The organism is Aestuariivivens insulae (assembly GCF_022662195.1).
GTDB lineage: Bacteria > Bacteroidota > Bacteroidia > Flavobacteriales > Flavobacteriaceae > Aestuariivivens > Aestuariivivens insulae.
The window spans coordinates 163,293-186,755 of the sequence record NZ_JAKMCS010000003.1 but is presented as its reverse complement, the minus strand read 5'-3'; the positions used below and the strand labels follow the sequence as shown (position 1 = coordinate 186,755).

At 36.3% G+C, this 23,463-nt stretch carries 27 protein-coding genes and 1 pseudogene; 18 read left to right on the top strand and 10 right to left on the bottom strand.

Features of this window, described 5'->3' with window-relative positions; translation table 11 throughout:
- Positions 1-110: 110 nt before the first annotated feature.
- On the bottom strand, positions 111-743 hold the full coding sequence (locus MR062_RS05125; protein ID WP_242203013.1) for an NYN domain-containing protein: 633 nt from the start codon (positions 741-743) through the stop codon (positions 111-113).
- Positions 744-969: 226 nt separating this feature from the next.
- Positions 970-1,107, bottom strand: a pseudogene (locus MR062_RS17730) (transposase); the annotation flags it as partial.
- A 91-nt stretch (positions 1,108-1,198) separates the two neighbouring features.
- On the opposite strand from MR062_RS17730, the gene MR062_RS05115 reads away from it, so the two are divergent.
- Both MR062_RS05115 and MR062_RS05110 read left to right on the top strand, forming a co-directional pair.
- Positions 1,199-1,618, top strand: coding sequence for a JAB domain-containing protein (locus MR062_RS05115; RefSeq protein ID WP_242203012.1), 420 nt, complete (start codon positions 1,199-1,201; stop codon positions 1,616-1,618).
- 38 nt (positions 1,619-1,656) lie between these two features.
- Complete coding sequence (locus MR062_RS05110) at positions 1,657-2,637, top strand: thioredoxin family protein (protein WP_242203011.1); 981 nt, start codon at positions 1,657-1,659, stop codon at positions 2,635-2,637.
- A 294-nt stretch (positions 2,638-2,931) separates the two neighbouring features.
- Here the strand turns inward: MR062_RS05110 and MR062_RS05105 are convergent, their stop codons facing one another.
- Positions 2,932-3,126, bottom strand: a complete 195-nt coding sequence (locus MR062_RS05105; RefSeq protein WP_242203010.1) for a cold-shock protein — start codon at positions 3,124-3,126, stop codon at positions 2,932-2,934.
- 498 nt (positions 3,127-3,624) lie between these two features.
- On the opposite strand from MR062_RS05105, the gene MR062_RS05100 reads away from it, so the two are divergent.
- From MR062_RS05100 to MR062_RS05090, 3 genes are all read left to right on the top strand, one after another.
- Positions 3,625-3,915: a JAB domain-containing protein gene (locus tag MR062_RS05100; protein WP_242203009.1), complete on the top strand. Its 291-nt coding sequence runs from the start codon at positions 3,625-3,627 to the stop codon at positions 3,913-3,915.
- Between the two features lie 589 nt (positions 3,916-4,504).
- Positions 4,505-4,897, top strand: coding sequence for a DUF1801 domain-containing protein (locus tag MR062_RS05095; protein WP_242203008.1), 393 nt, complete (start codon positions 4,505-4,507; stop codon positions 4,895-4,897).
- A 1-nt stretch (position 4,898) separates the two neighbouring features.
- Positions 4,899-5,264: a DUF2200 domain-containing protein gene (locus tag MR062_RS05090; protein ID WP_242203007.1), complete on the top strand. Its 366-nt coding sequence runs from the start codon at positions 4,899-4,901 to the stop codon at positions 5,262-5,264.
- Positions 5,265-5,396: 132 nt separating this feature from the next.
- On the opposite strand, the gene MR062_RS05085 is transcribed toward MR062_RS05090, so the two are convergent.
- A complete protein-coding gene (locus tag MR062_RS05085; protein WP_242203006.1) occupies positions 5,397-5,615 on the bottom strand; it encodes a hypothetical protein in 219 nt (72 codons plus the stop codon).
- A gap of 102 nt (positions 5,616-5,717) precedes the next feature.
- Between MR062_RS05085 and MR062_RS05080 the strand changes: the two genes are divergently transcribed.
- From MR062_RS05080 to MR062_RS05065, 4 genes are read left to right on the top strand one after another with little or no spacing between them, the layout of a single operon-like run.
- Positions 5,718-6,260: a DinB family protein gene (locus MR062_RS05080; protein WP_242203005.1), complete on the top strand. Its 543-nt coding sequence runs from the start codon at positions 5,718-5,720 to the stop codon at positions 6,258-6,260.
- A 9-nt stretch (positions 6,261-6,269) separates the two neighbouring features.
- Positions 6,270-6,794, top strand: coding sequence for a DinB family protein (locus tag MR062_RS05075; RefSeq protein WP_242203004.1), 525 nt, complete (start codon positions 6,270-6,272; stop codon positions 6,792-6,794).
- A gap of 2 nt (positions 6,795-6,796) precedes the next feature.
- Positions 6,797-7,147 carry a hypothetical protein gene (locus MR062_RS05070; protein ID WP_242203003.1) on the top strand — a complete coding sequence of 117 codons (351 nt, stop codon included), beginning with the start codon at positions 6,797-6,799 and terminating at the stop codon, positions 7,145-7,147.
- A gap of 51 nt (positions 7,148-7,198) precedes the next feature.
- Positions 7,199-7,906 carry a hypothetical protein gene (locus MR062_RS05065; protein WP_242203002.1) on the top strand — a complete coding sequence of 236 codons (708 nt, stop codon included), beginning with the start codon at positions 7,199-7,201 and terminating at the stop codon, positions 7,904-7,906.
- Here MR062_RS05065 and MR062_RS05060 read toward each other — a convergent pair.
- A complete protein-coding gene (locus MR062_RS05060) occupies positions 7,889-8,377 on the bottom strand; it encodes a CBS domain-containing protein (protein ID WP_242203001.1) in 489 nt (162 codons plus the stop codon). The genes MR062_RS05065 and MR062_RS05060 overlap by 18 nt on opposite strands.
- 306 nt (positions 8,378-8,683) lie before the next feature.
- Between MR062_RS05060 and MR062_RS05055 the strand changes: the two genes are divergently transcribed.
- On the top strand, positions 8,684-10,963 hold the full coding sequence (locus tag MR062_RS05055) for a M20/M25/M40 family metallo-hydrolase (RefSeq protein WP_242203000.1): 2,280 nt from the start codon (positions 8,684-8,686) through the stop codon (positions 10,961-10,963).
- Positions 10,964-11,179: 216 nt separating this feature from the next.
- Entirely contained in the window at positions 11,180-11,893 is a 714-nt protein-coding gene (locus MR062_RS05050) for a hypothetical protein (protein ID WP_242202999.1), read from the top strand.
- Positions 11,894-12,099: 206 nt separating this feature from the next.
- Here the strand turns inward: MR062_RS05050 and MR062_RS05045 are convergent, their stop codons facing one another.
- Together MR062_RS05045 and MR062_RS05040 are read right to left on the bottom strand one after the other, a co-directional pair.
- Positions 12,100-15,555 (bottom strand): T9SS type A sorting domain-containing protein, encoded by a 3,456-nt coding sequence (locus tag MR062_RS05045; protein WP_242202998.1) that lies wholly within the window; start codon positions 15,553-15,555, stop codon positions 12,100-12,102.
- A gap of 5 nt (positions 15,556-15,560) precedes the next feature.
- A complete protein-coding gene (locus MR062_RS05040; RefSeq protein ID WP_242202997.1) occupies positions 15,561-16,076 on the bottom strand; it encodes a hypothetical protein in 516 nt (171 codons plus the stop codon).
- Positions 16,077-16,462: 386 nt separating this feature from the next.
- Here MR062_RS05040 and MR062_RS05035 point away from each other — a divergent pair, with 386 nt between their 5' ends.
- From MR062_RS05035 to MR062_RS05015, 5 genes are all read left to right on the top strand, one after another.
- Entirely contained in the window at positions 16,463-17,053 is a 591-nt protein-coding gene (locus tag MR062_RS05035; RefSeq protein ID WP_242202996.1) for a HupE/UreJ family protein, read from the top strand.
- 284 nt (positions 17,054-17,337) lie between these two features.
- Complete coding sequence (locus tag MR062_RS05030) at positions 17,338-17,769, top strand: deoxycytidylate deaminase (RefSeq protein ID WP_242202995.1); 432 nt, start codon at positions 17,338-17,340, stop codon at positions 17,767-17,769.
- Entirely contained in the window at positions 17,769-19,358 is a 1,590-nt protein-coding gene (locus tag MR062_RS05025; RefSeq protein ID WP_242202994.1) for a S41 family peptidase, read from the top strand. Before MR062_RS05030 ends, MR062_RS05025 begins: the two co-directional genes overlap by 1 nt.
- Positions 19,359-19,458: 100 nt before the next feature.
- A complete protein-coding gene (locus MR062_RS05020; RefSeq protein WP_242202993.1) occupies positions 19,459-19,683 on the top strand; it encodes a type II toxin-antitoxin system ParD family antitoxin in 225 nt (74 codons plus the stop codon).
- Positions 19,684-19,685: 2 nt separating this feature from the next.
- Entirely contained in the window at positions 19,686-19,988 is a 303-nt protein-coding gene (locus MR062_RS05015) for a type II toxin-antitoxin system RelE/ParE family toxin (protein ID WP_242202992.1), read from the top strand.
- Here MR062_RS05015 and MR062_RS05010 read toward each other — a convergent pair.
- The 3 genes from MR062_RS05010 to MR062_RS05000 are packed head-to-tail and all read right to left on the bottom strand — an operon-like array spanning position 19,985 to position 21,389.
- Positions 19,985-20,593, bottom strand: a complete 609-nt coding sequence (locus MR062_RS05010; RefSeq protein ID WP_242202991.1) for an FAD-dependent oxidoreductase — start codon at positions 20,591-20,593, stop codon at positions 19,985-19,987. The two genes, MR062_RS05015 and MR062_RS05010, sit on opposite strands and share 4 nt — an antisense overlap.
- Positions 20,593-20,796 carry a hypothetical protein gene (locus MR062_RS05005; protein WP_242202990.1) on the bottom strand — a complete coding sequence of 68 codons (204 nt, stop codon included), beginning with the start codon at positions 20,794-20,796 and terminating at the stop codon, positions 20,593-20,595. Before MR062_RS05005 ends, MR062_RS05010 begins: the two co-directional genes overlap by 1 nt.
- 11 nt (positions 20,797-20,807) lie before the next feature.
- Positions 20,808-21,389 (bottom strand): MarC family protein, encoded by a 582-nt coding sequence (locus tag MR062_RS05000; RefSeq protein ID WP_242202989.1) that lies wholly within the window; start codon positions 21,387-21,389, stop codon positions 20,808-20,810.
- Positions 21,390-21,490: 101 nt separating this feature from the next.
- Between MR062_RS05000 and MR062_RS04995 the strand changes: the two genes are divergently transcribed.
- Positions 21,491-22,054: a DUF3109 family protein gene (locus MR062_RS04995; protein ID WP_242203174.1), complete on the top strand. Its 564-nt coding sequence runs from the start codon at positions 21,491-21,493 to the stop codon at positions 22,052-22,054.
- Positions 22,055-22,347: 293 nt separating this feature from the next.
- A complete protein-coding gene (locus tag MR062_RS04990; protein WP_242202988.1) occupies positions 22,348-23,328 on the top strand; it encodes a ribonucleotide-diphosphate reductase subunit beta in 981 nt (326 codons plus the stop codon).
- The last annotated feature ends 135 nt before the right edge of the window (positions 23,329-23,463 follow it).

The window sequence follows — 23,463 nt, the reverse complement described above, 5'->3', positions numbered from 1 at the left end:
TTGGTTTCTTTGGTACGGAAACCTTTAATACGTCGTCCAAAGTTCCCTTAACGTGTAAAGGCTTTTCTTTTGGCTTTTTGCCTTTTTCTTTGTTCATAGTACAAAGTTAATCATTTCCATTCATTTGGAATTTCAATTTCAACACCATTTTTAAGTGTTATTTTTTCCTTAAATTGATTATCTGATAAGTTTTTTCTACCCAATACAAATGAACTTCTTGCTACTTTTTGAATAGCTTTATTTGCTCTATTAGGCGGAAAAAATACAATGACATGTTTGTTATTAAAATTATCATGCACAGCTTTAATTGGAGGGGCTAAATCACTATCACCAGAGATTAAAATTGCTTTATCGTACCTATTATTCATAGCATCAATAATCAAACTAACAGAAATATTAACATCTGTCATCTTTTCTTCGTTGCTTTTCCATTTTGACCCACAATTAAAACATATTTTAGGTTTTGATAGATATTTCCCAGGTATTATTTTTACGCCAGAATCCTCTAAGGCATCTATATAGGTTGATTGTCTTTTTTGCTTTAGAGGATCCTTTTTTATTCTTGCTGTGAAGTACTTAACCTCTACTAATTCTTGGTGAGGTTTTAGTAGTTCTTTTGATAGTGAAAGTAAGTCTAACCATTTAATTTTCTTATACTTAGATGTCATGCCAAAATACAGGTTAAAACCATCTACATATACTATCACACGTTGTTTTTTAACATTTTTTTTGAAGATTGCCAACTTTTTTTTGTATTTTTGCACTACAAAACATCACTAAGGATAGTATCCTTAGCCCGACGCACCAGAAATGGTGCGTTTCTTATTTTATAAGTGTGGTTATAAATATATACTTCTGTAAAAGTACAAATCTTTTTACTTATTTTGAAGTTAATCTCTTATAGCTCAAAGTACTTTCACTTTCTAACAAAAACTTTTCAAACCTTTCTTGACTTGTCAAGGAGCGTGTGTTAAAACGTGCGCTAAACTCATCTAAATAGCGCTCTAAATGCTTGTCGCTTACTTGGTGGTAAACACCATAAAGACCACGCTTTAAAACACTCCAAAAGTTCTCTATAGTATTGGTGTGAACTGAACCTTCAATATAAAATCAGCCTTGACACTAAGAATTTTAAGCTGCTAGATGTTTCTTTTAACTTTATTCGGAATAATCTTATATTTGATAAAACTAAAATGAAATGAACGTACGCATTCCAAAAAATGAAAGTACACGCATAGAGGATTCGCGGGATATTGCCCGTATCATGCGCAAGATTCTTCTAAGACAGAATAAATTACACAGGAAAAAGGAATATTTCTGGACCATAGGACTAAACATTAAGAACGATATAGAATATATTGAACTGCTAACCATAGGGATACTGAACCAAAACAATATAGACCCTGTTGAGGTATTTAATTTTGCAGTGGCCAAAAAATGTAAACGATTAATTCTTTGCCATAACCACCCATCGGGAGATACAACACCCAGTGAAGCCGATATAAAAATCACGCAGAAAATAAAGAAAGGAGCAGAAGTACTGAACATAGAATTATTAGACCATATCATTATATGCGATGGTAAGGCATTTACGAGTTTAGTTGGACTGGAGATGTAAGTTTTTGTTTTTATGATGTATATTTAGTTACCACACTTATGAAAAGAATATTGCTAATCATTATATTATTTCAATTCTTGACAGAAATATCTCACTCCCAAACAGAATGTGAAAAAATTCTATCTGAAGAAATTAATTTAACTTTTTCAGAGAAAAGTGATTTAGACATCTTGAACGGTACTTTTTCCAAATTAATAGAGTGTGGGTTGGAACAAATTGATGTTGATTTTTTAGCTAACGGACCTATTTTGGCGACATTATTAGTCCCTTTAATAAGCGAAAATAACGGGAAGGTAACCTACCAAAACTTGTTTGACAAAATAATTGAATTTAAAAAAACTCCGCAATATGAAAAGACAATTGAACTCTTTAAAATTTCTAATGAGCTAGAGAAAAGAAAAGCGGATATAAATAACTGGGAAGAAGACAAACCTCTTTTTCAAAAACTACAAGTTTCTTCTGATTTTACGGATAAATTTTATGATTATTTAAAAGAACATTCTAATCCAGAAAAAACATACAAAGAAGTTTTTGCAAATTTCAGAGAAACCCAAAAACCTAAACAATTAGAAAATAAGTCAAACAATCAAGAATTTGACGGAATCTTTAAAAATGCAGGCAATGTCAATTATGAGGATCTTTTAAAAAAATCCATTGAACTAAAAAGGCCATTACTGCTCTATTTCACAGGATATGCTTGTGTAAACGCAAGAAAAATTGAGCATTACGTCTTATCTGATAATTCAATTAAAGAGAAACTTAAAAATGAATTTTATTTTGTAAACTTATATGTTGATGACAAAAAATGTTTGCCCGAAAATGAGCGAACGGAATCTAAATTAAACGGGAAATCACTCAAGTATGTTGGACAAAAACATTCTGAATTACAAGAAACAAAATTCAAGAATAATTATCAACCATACTTTGTAATATTAGATAAAAACGGTAATAAAATAAAGGAACAAGGATACACAACGGATATTAAATTATTCGAAGATTTTTTGAATTTAGAAAAATAAAAACGTGTGCCAAGCCGAGTAAATATAATTGCTTGGTTCTAGTCTACTAGGAAAATCCTATGGATTTTACTCTGGTTTGTTCCATCTTAGTAAGTTATTTGCCTGCACGCGTAACTATCCTTGCATATAAACGGTTCCCAAAAGCTTGAAAACAAGAGTCGTATTGAAATAAGTTGAGTTTTAACCAATCTGATTTTTATAAAAATTATTTTAATTCATAAAAAAAGACCGCTTAAATAAAACGGTCTTCTTGTAACAAATTTTTATCTTTAAAGGATAAAATATTTTTATGAATTAATCTATAACTTCTACGTTAATAGCATTTAATCCTTTTCTTCCTTGTTCAGTATTATACTTTACTTTGTCGTCTTCTCTAATTTCATCAGTTAAACCAGAATTATGTACGAAAATTTCTTCGCCTGTTTCTGATGATTTAATAAATCCGAATCCTTTTGAATTGTTGAAAAATTTTACTGTGCCTTCTTGCATCTTTACTTAATTTTAAATTATTAATTATTTTTTCTCAATAAAAAACATCCCAGTTAAGAAAAGCATACTAAAGAATTATAATTAGACTGAAAAAACAATCTATTAACTTAATAACACTATTGAAAAAGTAATTGTAAAAATAAAATTGGAAAGAAGAGATAAACTCGTAAAAACTAATTGTACTAAATACTACCTTAAAACTCTAATAGAGTATATTTTATTGAACTGCAAAGATACGCTATTTATTTAACGCCACCTAATTTTTTGATTTAGTAGTTAATTTAAAGCTTTTTATTTTAATAGTCAGATTTCTAAATGTTGAAATAGAATTCAATAAAATTTAAAAATAACGAAATAAAAAACAGTGGGTAAGACGTGTATAATTCATTGCTTGAGCAATTGCCTACTTGGAAAATTCCTTCGGAATTTTCTCTGGCACGTCTTTGTTTGCTAAATTAGTTGCTTAAACACGCAACTAACCATACAAAAACGTTGTAGATGCTTAACATTAAGAACGATATAGAATATATTGAACTGCTCACCATAGGGATACTGAACCAAAACAATATAGACCCTGTTGAGGTATTTAATTTTGCAGTGGCCAAAAAATGTAAACGATTAATTCTTTGCCATAACCACCCATCGGGAGACACAACGCCAAGTGAAGCCGATATAAAAATCACGCAAAAAATAAAGAAAGGAGCAGAAGTACTGAACATAGAATTATTAGACCATATCATTATATGCGATGGTAAGGCATTTACGAGTTTAGTAGGACTGGAGATGTAAGCTTTTGTTTTATGATGTATATTTATAGTTGCCACACATTTGAAAAAAATGATAACTAATAAGCTGGATGAATTGAACACTACCGATTTTTTGAAAATTAAGACAAATTATCTCGGAATTGGAATTAGGACAATTCTATTTTTTGGAGTTCTGCTACTTATGATTTTTATTGAGATTTTGACTTTTTTCCTAATATATGGCTCTGGAGCTAGTTCAAGTAGAATTGCGGAATTATGGTATGTTGACTTGATTTTAAATTATCTGCCCATTTTATTTGTTGGTGGGTTTTTAGTTTATAGAATAATATTAGAATATAGAAAACAAGAAAAAGTGAAATTCAAAACGAATCTGATTACACTTTTGATTTTAATTTTTCTATTTTCAATTAGAAATCAACTCGAACAACTGATTTTCTGAAAATAAAATAAAAACGTGTGGTAAGCAGTGTATATATAATTGCTTGGTTCTAACCTATTCGGAAAATCCTCGAGAATTTTCTATTCGTTTTTTTATTTGTTAAATTAGTTACTTAACATCGCTACTAATCATATGCAAGCACATTAGCTATGTCAAAATAAAGCAACAAAAAATGAATCCAGACATTCAAGCATTCAACGACAGGCAAACCTTGGAAGACAAAAATATTTGTGATTTACTGGCTAAAACTATTGACAGTGAATTAACTGAAGCCGAAAGTAAAATTTGGCACGCTCATCCTGTTTGGTTCTTGGACGGCAACCCTACAGTTGGTTACAGCAGACAGAAAAAAGGAGTAAGACTGATGTTTTGGAGCGGTTCCGACTTCGACGAAGAAGCATTGCATATCAAAGGCGAAACATTTAAAGACGCGTCAATTTTTTACAACACACTTTCTAGCGTTAATACGAACGACTTAAAAAGATGGCTTCAAAAATCTAGAGAAATTCAGTGGGATTATAAAAACCTGATAAAAAGAAAAGGGAAATTAGAAAGACTCAAGTAATATGAAAATCACAGCAGAACATAATGAACGAATAGCAAAGTTGACATTTGCATCTGTCTATCCTCACTACGTTACCAAAGTCGAAAAAAAAGGAAGGACAAAAGAAGAGTTGCATCAGGTTATTGAATGGCTCACAGGGTTTGATAAAAATACGATAGCCGAGCTTATTGACGAAAAAGTAACTTTTGAAACTTTTTTTAAGCGGGCAAAATTGAACCCTAACGCTCATTTGATTACTGGTGTTATTTGTGGATACCGGATAGAAGAAATTGAAAACCACTTAACAAGACAAGTCAGGTATCTTGACAAATTAGTCGATGAGTTGGCGAAAGGCCGAAAGATGGAGAAAATTCTAAGGAGCGTATAAGCAAGTAAATAAAAATACAATAAAAAACAGAAACACAGCCTCTAAACCTATATGCTTAAAGGAGCTTTGTGTTTTGTGAAGTTCAGGTGCCTAAAAAACTTTTCAAACCCTTCTTGATTCTTATTTAGTATTTTAATCAACTTTCAATGTCTCTAACTCAAGTTGCTGTCTATAACGTTCAGAAACCCATACGGTTCCCAGTGGCTCGGCTGGAGCTAATCCACAATCTTCTGCCTGTTTAATACTTTCAGGATCATTTAGGTTTATTTCTATAATATCTGGACAATCATTGCCGTCTGAAGAACAATTCAAAAACGTGAAGACCATTAAAGCTAAAAGCAAAAGCTTCATAAGTTTAATCATATTGAAAATTTTGTAAGTAAATATATAACAAAATCATCTCCTGGAAAGCGGTAATTTTCTTAAATTCACAGTATTGAAATTATATACTAATTGAAGCGTAGGCTTTTTAATGCATTAGTTCCCATGAAACCAGAAGCCATTACCAACACATTAGAGCGCAACCAAACCGTTTTTAGGGGGTTGTTGCAAAACAAGACAACAGAGGAATACTTCTGGCGACCAAAAGTTAATAAATGGAATCTTTTGGAAATTACCTGTCATTTGTTGGACGAAGAACAAAGAGACTTTAAAGCACGTATTCGGTATATTTTTGAAAAACCAGATTACCCAATGCCTTCCATTAATCCGGAAGCTTGGGTGGTTCAACACAGCTATAGGTCTAGGGATTATCATGAAGTTGTAGCAGCTTTTTTAAACGAACGCCAACTGTCGGTGGCTTGGTTGCGTGAACGGATTGATGCAAATTGGAACCAAAGCATTATACATCCCAAATTAGGGGAGATGACGGCAGGTGTGTTCCTCGCCAATTGGCTCGCCCACGATTATTTGCACATTCGGCAAATAGTAAGCTTGGATTACCATTTTTTAAAGGCCAAAAGCGGACTTGACTTAAATTATGCGGGAAACTGGTAACATTTAATTATGAAGTATACTATAGAAAAAGCACTTGAAATTTTGGAACGCACGCCAAAAATCCTAAATATCCTTCTTTTAGATTTATCCGAAGAATGGATCGGTCAGAATGAGGGAGAAAACACATGGAGCCCTTTTGATGTTGTTGGGCACTTAATCCATGGTGAAAAAACCGATTGGATTGAACGCACAATGGTAATTTTAAGTGATAATGCCGACAAAACTTTTGAATCTTTTGACAGGTTTGCCCAATTTGAAGCCTCTAAAGGCAAAAGCCTTGCAGACTTGCTACAAGAGTTTTCAGAGTTTAGAGCCAACAATTTAGAACAGTTTAAAGCTTTAAACCTTACCGAAGACCAGCTCGATTTAAAAGGCAAGCACCCTCAATTGGGCAGTGTTACCTTAAGGCAATTACTGGCTACATGGGTCACGCACGATTTAGGGCATATAGGCCAAATTGTAAGGGTGATGGCAAAGCAGTACAAAGATGAAGTTGGGCCCTGGCAAGCCTTTATTCCAATTTTAAGCCGATAATTATGGAAAGACTGTGTTTAGAATGCGGCGAAAAGATTGTGGGTAGAATAGATAAAAAATTCTGCGACGATGCCTGTAGGAATGCCTATAACAATAGGGTGAACAAAGACAGTAAAAACCTAATTCGGAATACCAATAACCGCTTGCGAAAAAATTACCGGATATTAGAGGCCCTAAACCCAGAACAAAAAACAAAGACCTCACGGGCAAAACTCATAGAGGCAGGATTCGATTTTAATTATTTTACCAGTATATATACCACCAAAACAGGTACGGTCTATTACTTTGTGTACGATCAAGGCTATTTGCCCTTGGAAGGTGATTATTATGCCTTGGTAAAACGGGACAATTAAAATTGTAACATTTTTAATAAAATATTTACCAATAGTTATAACCATCGCTTTATGTTTTTAAGTCCCAAAGTTTTTCCAATTATTCCAGTTCTGGCTTTTAGTGCCATTGCCTTAATTATTATACTGGCTGTTGTGTTCAACCGAAAAAATATGGTGCTAAGAAAGTTGGCCAAATTTAAGCACAAGCGGGTAAGCCAGTTTCGAAATGACGAACCTACCAAAGTAACGGGAAAAGTTTTGGAAGTAGCAACACCATTTATAGCCCCATTTAGCAAGCGGCCCTGTGTTGCCTATATTTTTGAAGTCAAACAGAAAGTGAGTACAGGAAAGAGTTCCCATTGGAAAACCTTGGTGAAAAAAGAAGACATACAGGATTTTTTTATAGAACAAAAAGGCGAGTTGGTTATGGTGAAGCCTTCAATGCGTGCCAATAATTTTTACAGTTATATGGTAGAAGACCAAAGCGTAAAGTCAGGGGTCTTTAATAGTCCAACACCAGAATTTAAGGAGGTGCTAAATGATTTAGGGGTAACAAGTGAAACCTGGTTGGGATTCAATAAAACATTAAAATATACCGAACGGATCATAGAAATTGGTGAAACCATAACGGTAGGAGGGATTGCCAAATGGAAAGCAGTAACCGAACCCATTAATGGCCATAACTATTCTAAAATTGCGGCACTGGAAAGCGGTCCCAATCAAAAGCTTATCTTTACCGATTATCCCAAAGCTGTAACGCCTTTATATAGAGGGGTTTGATTTATTCCACCAATTTTGGCCTTTTAATTTCATAGCGGCCTTGAGCACATCCTTTTGGCTTATCTGTCCCACTAATTTGCCGTTTTCAACAATAGGGAACCGACGTCTCTTGGCATTTAAAAACTTGTTGGCTGCATCAAAAATATTCATGTCGCCATCAATAGTCTCAACATTGGTTACCATATGCTTTTCAATGGTTTTATCTTGCATGGGCATATTGTAGTAACGGCTTTCGCTAATCTGTTTAATACAGTCGCCTTCTGAGATTATGCCCACAAGTTCATTCTTGTCATTAACCACCGGTCCACCGGAAATACGGTTTTTTATAAGCGTTTGCATCACGCTTTCAATGGTTTGGTCTGGGGTAAACGTAATCAAATTCCGTGTCATATAATCACTAACCTTTAAAGGCGTATCGTCTATTGCATTGGCCTGTTGCCTTCTAGCACCTTGAAAACTTTTTATTCCCATAATTACTGAATTTTAAGAAAACTAAATGTAATTATTTTTTTTGAGTTTTCCTAAAAAACGAAGATTACTGCATGTTAGGGATTGGAAGTTGGAGGTTGGAGGCTGGAAGTTTGGGACTAGCTTTTAATGCCTGAAATTCTGCAAAAGCGATAGGAGCGGCAGCTTTTTTAAAATTCAAAAATTTTAAAAAACTATAGCGGATAGCGCGGTGGCTTGCCATTTGCCCTGATCCATTCTTTTGGAGTTGGTTTCAAAACAGGCTTTATTTGTGTACATTTATGGCATAACCATGTTAGCTTTTAAACCATGATCAAAAAAGCCATAGCCTTAGCAGTAATAATTTGTACTGTATATTGGAGTTTCTCAACACTTATGCCTAGTGAAGTAACGTCTATAGACAGTCCAGAGACCCAATTCTCAACACATCGGGCGCTCCTTCATCTTAAGGAAATTGCCCAAGCCCCACATTATTTAGGGAGCAAGGAGCATGATAGGGTACGGGATTATATTGTAAAGCAATTACAGGATTTAGGTTTGGAAACCCAAATTCAAACGCATTTTTCTATTGACGATTCTGGGAACTTGGCAAAGCCTAAAAATATTATTGGGTGTTTACGCGGGAGGGAAAAAGGCAAGGCCCTTTTGCTGTTAACCCATTACGATAGCGACCCGCATTCTTCCGTAGGAGCAAGCGATGCAGGGTCGGGCGTAGTAACTATTTTAGAAGGACTTAGGGCGTTTTTGAAAGCCAACAAAACGCCAAAAAATGATATTGTTGTTTTAATTTCAGATGCTGAAGAATTAGGTTTAAATGGCGCCAGTACTTTTGTAAACCAACATGAATGGGCCAAAGATATTGGATTGGCAGTAAATTTTGAAGCCAGGGGTAGTGGAGGCCCGAGTTTGATGTTTATTGAAACTAATCAAGGGAATGCTAAGTTAATAAAAGGGTTTATCGAGGCCAATCCCGATTTTCCTGTAAGTAGCTCACTATTTTACAGTATCTATAAAATTTTGCCTAACGATACCGATTTAACTGTTTTTCGTGAAGATGGCGATATCGATGGCTTTAATTTTGCATTTATCGACGATCATTTCGACTACCATACCCAACTGGATAACTACGACCGTTTGGATAGAAATACCCTGGAACACCAAGGCCGTTACTTAATGCCTATGCTACATTATTTTTCTGAAGCTAACCTAGAGGACTTAAAGAGTGACCAGGAGCAGGTCTATTTTAATACGCCTATTTTTAAAATGGTGTCCTATCCGTTTTCTTGGATTTATCCTATGCTAATCATAGCCATGGTTGTATTTATCATATTGTTGGTTTATGGATTCAAACAAGAAGTGCTTAGGGTTAAGGAAATAGGAAAGGGGTTTTTGGCAATTTTTTCGGCCTTAATTCTGGCAGCAGTGGTTGGTTATTTTGGATGGCCCATGTTTAAAGCAATCTATCCGCATTACAACGAAATGTTACATGGGTTTACCTATAATGGTTATGCTTATATTACAGCCTTTACGTTTTTATCGCTTGCCATTTGTTTGGGGGTCTACCATAAAGTGTATAGAAATAACAATACGGCAAGCTTGCTTGTGGCGCCACTAATGGTATGGATAATCATTTGTTTGGGCGTCGCTTTAAAGTTGAAGGGTGCTAGCTTTTTTATTGTTCCAGTCTACTTTGCATTATTGAGTTTGTTTGTTATAATTCGGCAAAAACAGCCCAATAGTATTGCCATGGCTTTATTGAGTGTCCCCATGTTGGTTATTTTGGTGCCTTTGGTAAAACTCTTTCCCGTTGGTCTTGGTTTAAAAATGATGGTTGCCAATACCGCTTTGGTGGTTTTGATTTTTGGATTGCTCATTACCGTATTTGGCTTTTTTAAGCATAAAAAGCTGTGGGGGTATTTGTGTGTATTGGTAACGTTGTATTTTTTTGTTTCAGCACATTTGCAATCTGGGTTTTCCAGTGAACGCCCCAAACCCAATAGCTTATTGTATGTTTATAATGCCGATGATAATACAGCCATTTGGGCTACTTACGATAAGATGTTGGATAATTGGACCACACCATTTTTTGGGGAACAGCCAGAAGATGCTTCAACACTGAACAACAATATTATTGACAGTAAATACAATTCGGGGTTTACATTTACTAAAGCCGCCCCAGTAAAGGCGTTAAGTGAACCTATCGTTCAAGTTTTTAAAGATACAATTATTGGGGAGTATAGGCAGGTAAGGCTTGCCATAATACCGCAAAGGCCTATTAATAGAATGGAATTGTTTGCCGATAGCTTAACTACATTTCAATCGTTTAAAGCCAATGGCCAGGTATTGAAAAACAAGGGTAAATTTAAAAGTAATAGACTGCTTAGCTACTTTGTTGCCGATAACGATTCGTTGGCATTGGAATTTGAGGTGCCTAAAAATCAAAAGACGCGTTTTACACTTTTAGAGGCGTCATACGATTTGTTACAGGATGGCACTTTTGAAATCCCAAAACGGGAAGCAGCTATGATGCCGAAGCCTTTTGTGCTTAATGATGCCGTTGTAGTTCAAAAAACGATATCAGTCCCATAAATTAATTAGCATTCTTTTAAGAGTTTAATAGGTAAATTTTTATAGATTTAGCAAAATTTTTAAATAAGTAGAGATGAAACCTTCATCTTGAAATAATTATTAATTAAGAAAAGGAATAATTATTGAAAACAGGTAAGGTTACATACTTGTACTGAGAGTCTGTAAAATAGGAATTCAGTCGAAGTATGACAATTAAGAACAATTAAAAATAAACACATGAAACGATTATTGCTGTTGATTTTGATGGTAAGTGCAGTTAACTTAAATGCACAGAGTAATTCAGAGTTAGTAAAACATTTTGAAGGCTATTATGCCCAAATGAAAGCCCAGGGTGATGTTCAGGGTATTATCAATGCCATGACGCATTTAAATGTCATTGCGCCATCACAGGCCAGAAAAGATACCTTGGCTTATATTTATATGAGTGAGGGGCAGCATGTGCAAGCCTTAAACACCATTGGGATAGATAAAGCAGCAACAGATTCTGATATTGCTGTTGAGGTGAAGGCCATTGCCCTAAAAGCCGTTAAGCAACCGCAATTGGCCGTGGGGCATTTTGAAGAGCTATTTAAAAGAAGCCCTAGTGCTTTAATTGCCTATGAATTGGCTGAGCTTAATCTGCAATTAAAAAACCTTACCGGTGCCCAAGAGCACATTAATTATGGTTTAGCAAATTCAAAACCAGAAGAAACCAAAGCATTTTACGAAACCCAAACGCCATACCAAGTATCGCTTAAATCGGCGTTTATGTATTTAAATGCCTTGTTGACCTACAATAGAGATCCTAAAGCGAATATTGATGCTGCGGTGGATATTTTGGATGCCACATTAAAAATAGCACCAAACTTCAACTTGGTGAATATTAGTAAGAATGAGCTGTTAAGACAAAAACAAGTATTGCAAGCACAAGAGGCGCAGCCTAAGAATTAATAATTAAGAATTAATAATTAATAATAAGGTGAGTCTAGGATAAGAGTTCTGGGTGTCACTTCGAGTGTGCCGACGGTAAACGTCGGTATGTATCGAGAAGTTTGTTTAGCCAAAATTTACTTGTTACAATAGTTTTATAGGCTGTTTAAAAATTACTGAAAGTTGTCTTCTAGACAAAATAAATAATTTTTTAGACAGCTCTTTTTTTACTTAAGAATCAGTTTTTTGGTGATTTTTCCACGTTCTGAAGTGATATTCAAAAAGTAAATTCCTGAAGCATAGTGGCTCATATCTAAGGTATAGTTGTTGTTTTTGACTTCTACCTTCGGATGTTGCATGACTAACTTTCCGGTTATATCGGTAACGCTAAAACCAAAGTGTTGCATGGTTTTGGTATTGATGTTAAAGCGGTACTCGGAAGGATTGGGATATATCCTGAATACTTCTGGAGCAAAACCAGAAACGTTTAGTGTGCCTTCTATGCTTAAGTCATCAATAAGAACGCCTTCATTAACCGTATATTCATCGGAATGGAATACAAACCTAAAGACGATGTTGGTTTCATTATTTAAGGCTGTTAAATCGTAACTGTATTCTTTCAGGGTAGCATTGGTTCCTGTCCATTGTTTGCCGGGGCAATTAAAGCAGTTGGTTTCCGGTAAGGTATCGCTATTGTACCAGTTGGGGTCATTGGCAGTTCCTAAAACGTTCCAATTTAAACCGGCATCGGTAGAATATTCAACATAAAGGATGTCCCAATCTTCCTCTAAATCAAAAGCCATTTTGAATTTGAGCATGGGGCTGCCCAAAATGGATAAATCATAACAATTGGTAACCAAATAGCTTTTTATATTATTGTCATAATTGCCACTTAAATTTGTTCCAAAAACATTATTGCTGGAAGTTTCAGTGTTTAATACACTTCCCGTAGCTATGCCACGGTCCCAATAACCACTGCTACTATCGCAGTTGCTCATGGCATTGAAATTAATGATGTCATCAGAAGGTGCTTCAAAAGTATTTACGGTATTGATGATGCCTGAAGTATTTGCGTAAAACGAAGCGGTTAGCTCGTTATTGCTTAAAAAGCCATCGTTGGTAATGGTGGTGTTGATTTTTAATTCCTGTAAGCCACTGCCAGAAACATTCATGGATGGAATGTCAATCAATTGTATGCTACCGGAAGTTATTGCGCCATTCCAAACGGTTTGGTTGCTATTGCCTTCTAGGGTATAGGTTACGGTTACCGAATTGATGGTATTGGTGCCTCTATTCTTTACGAGTGCTTTTATAGAACCAATAGAACCACAAACCACTTGTTCATCAATGCCCTGTATGGCTTCTAGGCTAATTTCATCGGATTGGGATGTTGTTGGGATATCCGATTGCCATATGCCCCTGCCATAAGTGGCTGCAGAGATATTGCCATCGTTTACATTAATCTCTAAATCCCTAACCGAAACGTTAGGTAAATTATTGCCAAAGGCTTCCCAATCGCCCATGGTATCATCGTATCTGTAAACACCTAAGCTGGTACCTAAAAATAAAGGGTTTTGGCTATGTAAAGGCTGGTGTTTAATGATGTTTTTGGTTATGCTGGGGAGGGAGCCTGTGATGCTGTTAAAAGTAGTGCCGCCATCAGTTGATTTGTATACACCACCACTTGAAGCACCAGCAGTTGTAACGTATACGGTATTGCTGTCGTTGTTATTGACTTCAATAGAAGTGATGTTTGTAGAGAACGTATAAACGGTAGAAAACGATTGTCCCTTATCGGTGCTTTTCCTTAAGGTTTTGTCGATGGCAATATATATGTTATTGGTGTTAATGTCATCAATTTCCAAAAAATCGATATTCACATTATTTCCAAATGAAGGCGATATGGCTTCCCATTCTGTACCGCATAGTTTATATAAGCTCGAATAACCAGCATACAATATGCCATCCTTATCCATGGTTAAGGGGGTTATCCAATTGCCACCACTATCATCAGTTCCAGTTTCGTTATCAGGAGCAGGGACATAAGCATCGTTACTAGCTCCTGTTGTATTTGATAGGTATAGGTTGCTTCCATATTGTATAAAACCGTACATCAAGTTGGTGTTGCTGGGGTGTATAGCGGTATCCATACCGTCTGCGCCATAATATACTTGCCAGTTATTGTTATTATAGGCGTAGCCCCCATTATCCTGCAAGCCGCCAACCATTGTATTTGATGTTTCTTTAGAAACACTAAGCCTGTAAAACTGCCCAATTTGTAAGCCGCTGCTTAAATCGGTGAAATTGGTGCCGCCATCTGTGGTTTTATAAAATCCGCCATCGGTACCGGCAAATAATACACCATCATAAAAACGCAACAAATGGATGTCGGCATGCGAATACGAGGCCGAACTGGGTTGCGACCATTCGTTGACCTTAGTGAAATTGGCTCCTCCGTTAATGGATTTCCAAATATTTAGTACACCAACATAAATTTCATTTTCATTCGTGTTAGATACAGCCAATGCCATATCGTAGTACGCTTGTTTACTGTCGTCAAAAAGATCTACATTAGAAGGTGTGCTGGCAGCCATTTGTGTAAAGGAGACTCCAGAGTCGGTTGACTTGTAGAGTCCCTGAAAATTATTGTTTAATGCGCTTAATACATAAACCACACTATTGTTGTTAGGTGTAACATCTATAACTAATCGATTTGAGGATGCTGGTAAGTTGGACCCAAAACCACTTGTGGTAAAAGTGTCCCCACCATCGGTAGACACATAAAAGGCGTCTGCTGTAACAGCATAGAGGGTGTTAGGGTCACCTGGTTTAAGTTTAAGGTCCTTAATATTCAAATTTTGCGTGCCGTTAGCGTTGGTCCAATTAGTGCCGCCGTCAATGGTTTTGTAAACGCCTTTATTGGTAGCTACCCAAAGAATTTGTGAATTGGAGGGGTGCATATAAATGTCGTTCATATTGGTTGGATGTCCTGCGGTTGTATTTAGACCCGTAGTATTCCATGTGGTACCGCCATCGGTTGACTTCATCACCCCAACACTATAGGTGTCTGCGTTGTCATCATCGCCAGTGGCAATATAAATAATATCAGAATTGTTATAGTCAATGGCAATTCCCGAAACACCAATTTGCGGTAAGTTGTCCGATAAGGGTGTCCAGTTGCTGCCGGCATCTGTAGATTTCCAGATACCACCTGCTGGGGCGCCTGTATAATACGTATTGCTATTGTTGGGATCTACAATAATGGCATTGATACGGCCTTGGCCCGAGCTCCACGATCCGGTATTGGTATGGCTAAACGGCCCTACCGGTTGCCAATCGCTTAAGTCTGCCTTAACACTACTTGTTTTAGCCTGTTGCACTTCAAGCCAGGTGTTCCAAAGTTCGTTTGAAGATGGTAGGGTGCCATCATCCTTCACAAAATGTTCCCAGTAATTTTCCCATCGCTTAAAGGGTTTATGGCCGCTTCCTTTGGTGTTGGGGTCTTTATCCTTCCAATAAGTGTTGAAGGCTTCAACAATAGTGTTAAAAGTAACTTTGTTAGCTTTTGAAGCTTGGTTCTTGGAAGTTGTGTTTAAGTTTTTCATCCAAGGCGCATCGGGGTTGTATTGTGCTTGGGCTACAAGCGATAATAAAATGGCAACCGTATAGATTAAGGATTTCATAACCATTAAGGTTTTTGGATACTATCATTGCGTTTAAACTCCATAAGCTTGTTGAGTTGTAGGTCTAAATTAGAGACGGCAATTAAAAGTTCTTTAATACCATCTATAAGTTCTGGTTTTGTAGATGTAGAAAGCTGTACCAGGCCTTCAAGTTTGTATGTTATGGTTTCAATGGCTTTTAACCTGGCTAATATGGCGTTGTCGTTAAGGTGGTCTGGGATATTTTTATTCAAGCCCTTCAACAGGGTTTCAATGGCTTTTTTGTTGTCGTTAAAATAACTTAAATCCCCTTTTTTAACATAGCCAATTTGTTCTTGCAGTTGGCTGTATTCTGCCCAGTTTTCGATGGCTTTTTGGGCTTCGGGGCTTAGAACGAATTCGGTATATTTAATTTTGGAGACGTCACTTTCGGTAATAGACCGATTAAGGGTTTGTTCTGTCTCATTATCAGTTTGAGTGGCTTCCTGCTTTTTACAGGAACAAAGCAATACAAGTAGACTGAGAATATATAAAAATTTCATCTGTTATATAATATATGTTTTTCAAAGGACTGATCTGCCTTGCCGGCAGGCAGGTGTAATGCCCAAATTATTATCGATTGGTTGATTAATATTAATGGACATTTCATGGGCCTCTTGTGAATTATGAGTCTCTACAAAGATATAGGAATATTTTATTTGTTTCATGGGGTTGCTTGAGATTAGAGGCTAGAAGTTAAAAGCTAGATGCTAGATATTGGAAATGTGGAACTTATATTGCTTGTAGGTTGTTCGTCTTCAGATCATATAATTTGAAATTGTAAACTACAACTGTAGCTATGTGATGGTTTCTGATTTTGGTTTTGAAATTGCCATCCGAACTATCAACTAAAATCGTATATTTAGCAACTTGAATAAAAAGATATACCATGCTTGAAAATTTTTGGTTTAATGTAGAATACGGTATAAACCATGTTCTTGATATTAATGCCTACGACCATGTACTTTTTTTAATAAGCCTAACGGTGCCTTATGCTTTTAAGGACTGGAAACGGGTTGTTTTATTGGTTTCTATGTTTACTTTGGGGCATACCTTGTCGTTGATATTGGCTGCTTATGGCATAGTGAGTTTCGACGCCCAATTGGTGGAATTTTTAATTCCCGTTACTATTTTGGTAGTTGCGGTTTACAACGTGTTTACTGCTGGGAAAGGCGCGCAAAAAGAACGTGTTGGGGTTTTGTTTTTTACGACCTTGTTCTTTGGACTGATTCATGGTTTGGGTTTTGCTCGAGAGTTTAGAATGCTTTTAGGCGACTCGGATAATAAATTGGTATTGCTTCTTGAATTTGCCCTAGGTATAGAAATATCACAAATTATTATTGTGTTTATGGTCCTCTTTTTAGGGTATTTGGGGCAAACCATTTTTAGGTTTTCTAAGCGTGATTGGGTAATGGTCATTTCATCTGTAGTGATTGGACTGGTCATCCCGATGTTACTTAATAGTGGTTTTTTTAAGTAATGGGTAGTAAGATATTCGAGGAAAAGATTTTGTGAATTTTGAAGGTTATTAATGGGGATTTGTACTCGATTATTGCGTAAAACTTTCATAAAACTTTAACGCCCTGGGGTTGTAATTAAAATACGAACCAATTATATTCGTTATAACGTTTGCGTGAAGGATTGCAGCGGCATCCTTATATTTTATTCTGGTGGCTGAGGCTCTCGAAGTACCAGAATAAAATATAAGATATAGCGGAAAGCCTGATTGCCCTAAGGCAACACGCCATAATTTAAAACATATTAATGCCAGAACATAAACAACTAAAATACGATAAGGCTTACTTAAGAATAGCGAAAGAATGGGGTAAGCTATCGTATTGCAAGCGCAAACAAGTTGGCGCGCTTATTGTAAAGGATAGAATGATTATATCTGATGGATACAATGGAACACCAACAGGTTTTGAAAATTTTTGTGAAGATGAAGCTGGTTATACCAAATGGTACGTTTTGCATGCCGAGGCCAATGCCATATTAAAGGTGGCTTCCTCTACCCAATCGTGTAAGGGGGCAACGTTATACATTACCTTATCGCCCTGTAAGGAGTGTAGCAAGTTAATTCACCAGGCAGGGATTGTTAGAGTGGTATATAACCAAGCTTATAAAGATGATTCTGGATTGCGCTTTTTGGAAAAGGCAGGGATCAAATTAAAATTAATAGAAGATTTAACAGCATAATGCCCTATCAAAAAAAATATTTACCCTTAGTTTTAGGTATCGCTATTGCGGCCGGAATTTTAATTGGTGGAAAGTTGAACTTTACCGATTCGCCAGACCGATTATTTTCTACCAACAGCAAGAAGGATAAACTTAACAGGCTTATAGATTATATAGAATACGACTATGTAGACGATATCAATACCGATAGCATTGTTGATGTTACGGTGAACGGTATTCTGGAAAATCTGGATCCCCATTCGGTGTATATTCCAAAAAAGGATATGGAGCGTGTGGCAGAGGAGATGCGTGGTGATTTTGTGGGCATAGGGATTAGTTTTTATCCTTATAAAGATACTATTACCGTTATACGTCCTTTGGTTAATGGCCCCAGTGAAAAAGCGGGCATAAAAGGTGGGGACCGGATTATTATGGCCAATGGCGATTCCCTTGTTGGTAAGCGTATGGCAGATGATAGTCTTGTGAAAAAATTGAAAGGGCCTATTAACTCAAAGGTGCATTTAAAAGTATATAGAAGGGGCGAACCGGAACTTTTGGATTTTACCGTAAAGCGCGGCGTAATACCCATAAAGAGTGTTGATGCAGCTTATATGTTAACGGATAAGTTGGGTTATATAAAAGTTAATCGATTTGCTGAAACGACATACAAGGAATTTAAAAAGGCCTTAAAAAAACTAAAAGGGAAAGGAGCAACCGAAATAGCCTTGGATTTGCGTGATAACCCAGGCGGATTTTTAGATGTTGCCGAAAAAATAGTCGATGAATTTCTGGAAGAAGATAAGCTCATTTTGTTTACCAAAAATAAACGTGGGGACGTAGAGGAAAGCTATGCTACTCGTAGAGGAGACTTTGAAGATGGTAAGCTGTACGTGCTTATCAACGAAAATTCGGCGTCGGCCAGTGAGATTGTTGCTGGGGCGCTTCAAGACAACGACAAAGGGACTATTGTGGGGCGTAGGTCCTACGGGAAGGGCTTGGTGCAGCGCGAAATGGATTTGGGCGATGGTAGTGCCGTACGCTTAACCGTGTCTAGATATTACACACCAACGGGACGTTCCATACAACGGCCTTATGTAAATGGGCATAAAGATTATTATGATGAATATCTGGAACGTATAGAGAGTGGTGAGCTGTTGGATTCGGAAAACATAAAAGTAGCCGATTCATTAAAATATACGACCCCAGCTGGTAAAATAGTCTATGGCGGTGGCGGTATTATCCCCGATGTGTTTGTGCCTATAGACAAAGGGTTATTCAATGAAACCCTAAGCTATTTGTTGCGTCGCGGTTATATGGGGTACTTCGTATTTGAAGAACTGGAAAAAGACAGGCACCTGTATGATGGTATTTTACGACAGGATTTTATTGATAATTTTAAAGTGAGTGACGATTTGGTTACGTCCTTTCAAGATTACCTAAATGTGAGATCGGATACAGATGTTACCTTTGTGGCTTATTACGAAGAGATTCGCCAATATATTAAAGCTTCCCTGGCAGATCAGCTCTACGGTGATGGCGCTTTTGAAGAGGTGTTCAATAAAAGCGATATTATGGTCGATGAGGTGATTCGGTTGAGTGAGGGGGAGTAGACACTTCAATTACGGGTCCAGAAATTTGAAAACGAAAGCAATGTCTATATTTGTTAAATATAGACATTTTTAGTATTTTTATATATCAAAGTAATCAATAATGAATGTAAGTCTAACAAAAAAACAAGAAGCCTATATTGCAAGTCAGATTGAGTCTGGCGATTTTCAAAATGCTAGTGAACTGGTTAGGGATGCGTTGCGGTTGCATGAAACCTATAGGCATCGTGTTATTTTGGATTTAAAAGCTGAAATTGAAAAGGGTTGGTCGGGAGCGTCAAGTAGCCGTTCTGTAAAGGATATTATTAAAGGCAAACTTTCAAAATAATAATGAAACCTAAGTTAAAGGGTTATAAATTATCTGAAAGTGCAGATATAGATTTAGAAGATATTTTTGATTATTCTGAATATCATCATGGTATTTCACAAGCAGCTAAATATCTTACCGATTTAGATTTGGTTTTTGATGCATTGGTTTTAAACCCTCAAATTGGAAGAAAGCGGGACGAAATTAAAAAAGGGCTTTATAGTATACCGGAACAAGAGCACGTTATTTTTTATAGAATTTTAAAAGACCATATAAGAATTGTAAGAGTACTTCATGGTAGCAAAGATTTGCCAAAGCATTTTTAAGGTGACATCTTATCATGCACCTTTGTATGTTTCCCACCATTCCAAAGCGTTAAAATATCGGTAGCCACATGGGCGCCACTGCCACTTGTTATGGCAAACTGGCTGCGCCAACCGGCTAACGAACCAGCAACATATAAGTTGTCTTCAATTAAGTGATCGGTATTCTTTAGCCAGATACGGTTTTTTTCGATTGCAGCCCTTGGATGTGGCTCTATATACTGTTCTAAGCCTGTAATACGCATTAAATTGGTATAGCCTACGGCAATGACAACAATTTTTGAACTATAAGTATTCTTATTGGTTTTTATAGTAAAATAATCTTTGGTTTTTGATACTTCTAAAACTTTTTCTTTGTCAATTTGTTCAACATGAGGATAGAGAGTCGATAACTGTAATTTGCCACCTTCCAAAATAGAAATGCCTGTAGTGCCGGGTGTAAGCCCCAATACATTGTTAAACAAGGCGTCCTGTAAATGGGATGCTTTTTGATGAACAATAATGCCAATGCGTTTGTCTTTAGCAAAAGGTTTGTCTTTGGCAGAACCTAAAACTAAAGCGCAGGACAAGCCTGCTGCACCACCACCAACTATTAAAGCGTCAAACATTACTTTTTGTTTTTTACTTTTTCCTCAATACGTTTCGATATTCTTAAAATAAACATCAGAACAATGGCACATAACGCTGCCAGTATGGTAATTAGTGCTACAATGCTGTCGCCTTCAAAAGGGTTGCTTAGGTCTACTTTAGTAATGTTAAAAATACTAAGCCCTATGGCTATGATGATGATTACGATTGAAAGGTACTTCATTTTATAAAGGCTTAATTAAATAAAACTTTAATGTTGTGTGCAAATAGTTTAACGGCAATGGCCAATAGGACCACGCCAAAAACTTTCCGTATAATGTTAATGCCATTGGCGCCTAAAAAACGCTCAATCCTGGAAGAAGTCTTCAGGACAATATAAATGAATATAACATTTGCTATTATGGCTACAATGATATTTTCAACTTCAAATTCTGCCCGTAATGAGAGTAGTGTGGTTAAGCTACCTGGGCCAGCAATTAGTGGGAATGCCAAAGGAAAAACAGAAGCCGTCATAGCGTTTGTGCTTTCTTCTTTATAGAGTGTTATGCCCAATATCATTTCTAGGGCAATAAAGAACAAAATAAAAGCACCGGCTACGGCAAACGAATTCACGTCAATGCCTATAAGGTTTAAAATGCTTTTTCCTAAAAACAGGAAAAGGATCATGATAATACCTGCAATAATAGCTGCTTTTTCACTTTGGATGTGTCCTACTTTTTTACGTAGATCGATAACAATGGGAATATTGCCGATAATATCTATCACGGCAAAGAGCACCATAAATGCAGTAAATATTTGTTTAAAATTTAAATGCATGGTTTTACAGTTAAAATCCGCTGCAAAGGTCTATATTAATTATTAAATAACAAGTAGAATAAATGTAAAGTTTGTCTATTTTTGCGGCAAGTAAGCGCGTTATGTTTCAGTTAGGAAAAACCATAGTTTCAGAAGATATTATTGAAAAGGATTTTGTTTGCAACCTTTCGGCCTGCAAGGGGGCTTGCTGTATCGATGGTGATGCCGGTGCGCCATTAGAGGAAGAAGAGGCAAAGGTGCTTGAGTCTATTTATCCTAAGGTTAAACCTTTTTTAAGGCGAGAAGGGATAGAGGCTATTGAAAAGCAAGGCACATCCATTAAGACTGAGGAAGGTGAATTGGAAACGCCATTAATTAATGGTGCCGATTGTGCCTATGTTATTTTTGATGACAATAAAGTGGCACTTTGTGCCATTGAAGAGGCTTATAACCAGGGTGAGGTAGCGTTTAAAAAACCAGTGTCCTGCCATTTGTATCCTGTACGGGTTAAAGATTACTCCGAATTTTCGGCAGTCAATTACCATAGGTGGCAAGTTTGTGATGATGCTTGTATCTTAGGAAAAGAACTTCAGGTCCCTATTTATAAATTCGTAAAAGAGGCACTTATTAGAAAGTTTGGAGCCGATTGGTATACCGAATTGGAAAAGGTTGCCAAAACACTTTAGGGAAGTCAATTAAAACCGCTTAAACTACCTGTCCTTATTAAGGATTTTAATTTTTGAAGCTTAATTTTTTTGATAACTTTTTCAAGATCAAAAAATTATAAAATGCTGAAAATCAGAATAATAACTATTTTTTTGTGTAAACTTCTGTTTCTTAGTGTTTTTCAATTTTGTTAAAAACTTGTTGAAAAGGTTTCTAGGTTTTTTAAAAAAAATAGCAATCATTTTACAATCTTTGTTAATCTCAAATCGACACGTATTTTCGTCAAACTTTTATAAAAAAATCCATTTCAACTATGTCTCAAGCAGTAGAGCCTATCCTTCAAGAAAACAAAGACCGTTTTGTAATTTTTCCTATTCAACACCATGATATTTGGGAATGGTATAAAAAGCAAGAAGCTAGTTTTTGGACTGCTGAAGAGATAGATTTGCATCAGGACATTACAGATTGGGCAACTAAATTAAATGATGACGAACGTTATTTTATCAAACATATCTTAGCCTTTTTTGCAGCTAGTGATGGTATTGTTAATGAAAATTTAGCCGAAAACTTTGTTAGTGAAGTACAGTATAGCGAAGCTAAATTTTTCTACGGATTTCAAATCATGATGGAGAACATTCACTCCGAAGTGTATTCATTACTTATTGATACCTATGTGAAGGACGAAAAAGAAAAAGACATTCTTTTTAAGGCTATAGAAAATTTTCCTGCTATAAGGGAAAAAGCGGAATGGGCCTTAAAATGGATTGAATCGCCAAGCTTTGCTGAGCGTTTAATTGCGTTCGCAGCGGTAGAAGGTATCTTTTTCTCTGGAAGTTTCTGCTCCATATTTTGGTTGAAGAAACGAGGGCTTATGCCTGGGTTAACCTTCTCTAACGAACTTATTTCAAGAGATGAAGGCTTGCATTGCGATTTTGCCGTGCATTTGCATAACAACCATATAGTAAATAAGGTGCCAAAAGAGCGTATTACAGAAATTATTACCAATGCGCTTGATATTGAGCGCGGATTTATTACAGAATCCTTGCCCGTTAGTTTGATAGGGATGAATGCTAAACTAATGACACAGTATCTGGAATTTGTAGCCGATAGATTATTGACGGAGTTTGGTTGTGATAAAGTCTACAATTCGACCAATCCGTTTGATTTTATGGACATGATTTCCTTGCAAGGAAAAACCAATTTCTTTGAAAAGCGAGTTTCAGAATATCAAAAGGCAGGTGTTCTCAATAAAGAAGAGAATGAGAACAAGTTTAGTTTTGATGAAGACTTCTAAGAAGATTCTAAAGTAACAACAAAAAATGTCGTCATCTCTTTGAGTTCTTAAAGGGAAGCGATTTCAACCATAAGTAACTATTTAAATTAACTGGATTTGAACCTAATAATATGTTAGTTTCAAATTTAGAACAAC

Excerpts from the sequence above, each read along its gene's own strand:
- MR062_RS05115 (WP_242203012.1), top strand. The coding sequence starts at position 1,199 with ATGAACGTACGCATTCCAAAAAATGAAAGTACACGCATAGAGGATTCG.
- MR062_RS05110 (WP_242203011.1), top strand. The coding sequence starts at position 1,657 with ATGAAAAGAATATTGCTAATCATTATATTATTTCAATTCTTGACAGAA.
- MR062_RS05105 (WP_242203010.1), bottom strand. The coding sequence starts at position 3,126 with ATGCAAGAAGGCACAGTAAAATTTTTCAACAATTCAAAAGGATTCGGA.
- MR062_RS05100 (WP_242203009.1), top strand. The coding sequence starts at position 3,625 with ATGCTTAACATTAAGAACGATATAGAATATATTGAACTGCTCACCATA.
- MR062_RS05095 (WP_242203008.1), top strand. The coding sequence starts at position 4,505 with ATGAATCCAGACATTCAAGCATTCAACGACAGGCAAACCTTGGAAGAC.
- MR062_RS05090 (WP_242203007.1), top strand. The coding sequence starts at position 4,899 with ATGAAAATCACAGCAGAACATAATGAACGAATAGCAAAGTTGACATTT.
- MR062_RS05085 (WP_242203006.1), bottom strand. The coding sequence starts at position 5,615 with ATGAAGCTTTTGCTTTTAGCTTTAATGGTCTTCACGTTTTTGAATTGT.
- MR062_RS05075 (WP_242203004.1), top strand. The coding sequence starts at position 6,270 with ATGAAGTATACTATAGAAAAAGCACTTGAAATTTTGGAACGCACGCCA.
- MR062_RS05070 (WP_242203003.1), top strand. The coding sequence starts at position 6,797 with ATGGAAAGACTGTGTTTAGAATGCGGCGAAAAGATTGTGGGTAGAATA.
- MR062_RS05065 (WP_242203002.1), top strand. The coding sequence starts at position 7,199 with ATGTTTTTAAGTCCCAAAGTTTTTCCAATTATTCCAGTTCTGGCTTTT.
- MR062_RS05060 (WP_242203001.1), bottom strand. The coding sequence starts at position 8,377 with ATGGGAATAAAAAGTTTTCAAGGTGCTAGAAGGCAACAGGCCAATGCA.
- MR062_RS05055 (WP_242203000.1), top strand. The coding sequence starts at position 8,684 with ATGATCAAAAAAGCCATAGCCTTAGCAGTAATAATTTGTACTGTATAT.
- MR062_RS05050 (WP_242202999.1), top strand. The coding sequence starts at position 11,180 with ATGAAACGATTATTGCTGTTGATTTTGATGGTAAGTGCAGTTAACTTA.
- MR062_RS05045 (WP_242202998.1), bottom strand. The coding sequence starts at position 15,555 with ATGAAATCCTTAATCTATACGGTTGCCATTTTATTATCGCTTGTAGCC.
- MR062_RS05040 (WP_242202997.1), bottom strand. The coding sequence starts at position 16,076 with ATGAAATTTTTATATATTCTCAGTCTACTTGTATTGCTTTGTTCCTGT.
- MR062_RS05035 (WP_242202996.1), top strand. The coding sequence starts at position 16,463 with ATGCTTGAAAATTTTTGGTTTAATGTAGAATACGGTATAAACCATGTT.
- MR062_RS05030 (WP_242202995.1), top strand. The coding sequence starts at position 17,338 with ATGCCAGAACATAAACAACTAAAATACGATAAGGCTTACTTAAGAATA.
- MR062_RS05025 (WP_242202994.1), top strand. The coding sequence starts at position 17,769 with ATGCCCTATCAAAAAAAATATTTACCCTTAGTTTTAGGTATCGCTATT.
- MR062_RS05020 (WP_242202993.1), top strand. The coding sequence starts at position 19,459 with ATGAATGTAAGTCTAACAAAAAAACAAGAAGCCTATATTGCAAGTCAG.
- MR062_RS05015 (WP_242202992.1), top strand. The coding sequence starts at position 19,686 with ATGAAACCTAAGTTAAAGGGTTATAAATTATCTGAAAGTGCAGATATA.
- MR062_RS05010 (WP_242202991.1), bottom strand. The coding sequence starts at position 20,593 with ATGTTTGACGCTTTAATAGTTGGTGGTGGTGCAGCAGGCTTGTCCTGC.
- MR062_RS05005 (WP_242202990.1), bottom strand. The coding sequence starts at position 20,796 with ATGAAGTACCTTTCAATCGTAATCATCATCATAGCCATAGGGCTTAGT.
- MR062_RS05000 (WP_242202989.1), bottom strand. The coding sequence starts at position 21,389 with ATGCATTTAAATTTTAAACAAATATTTACTGCATTTATGGTGCTCTTT.
- MR062_RS04995 (WP_242203174.1), top strand. The coding sequence starts at position 21,491 with ATGTTTCAGTTAGGAAAAACCATAGTTTCAGAAGATATTATTGAAAAG.
- MR062_RS04990 (WP_242202988.1), top strand. The coding sequence starts at position 22,348 with ATGTCTCAAGCAGTAGAGCCTATCCTTCAAGAAAACAAAGACCGTTTT.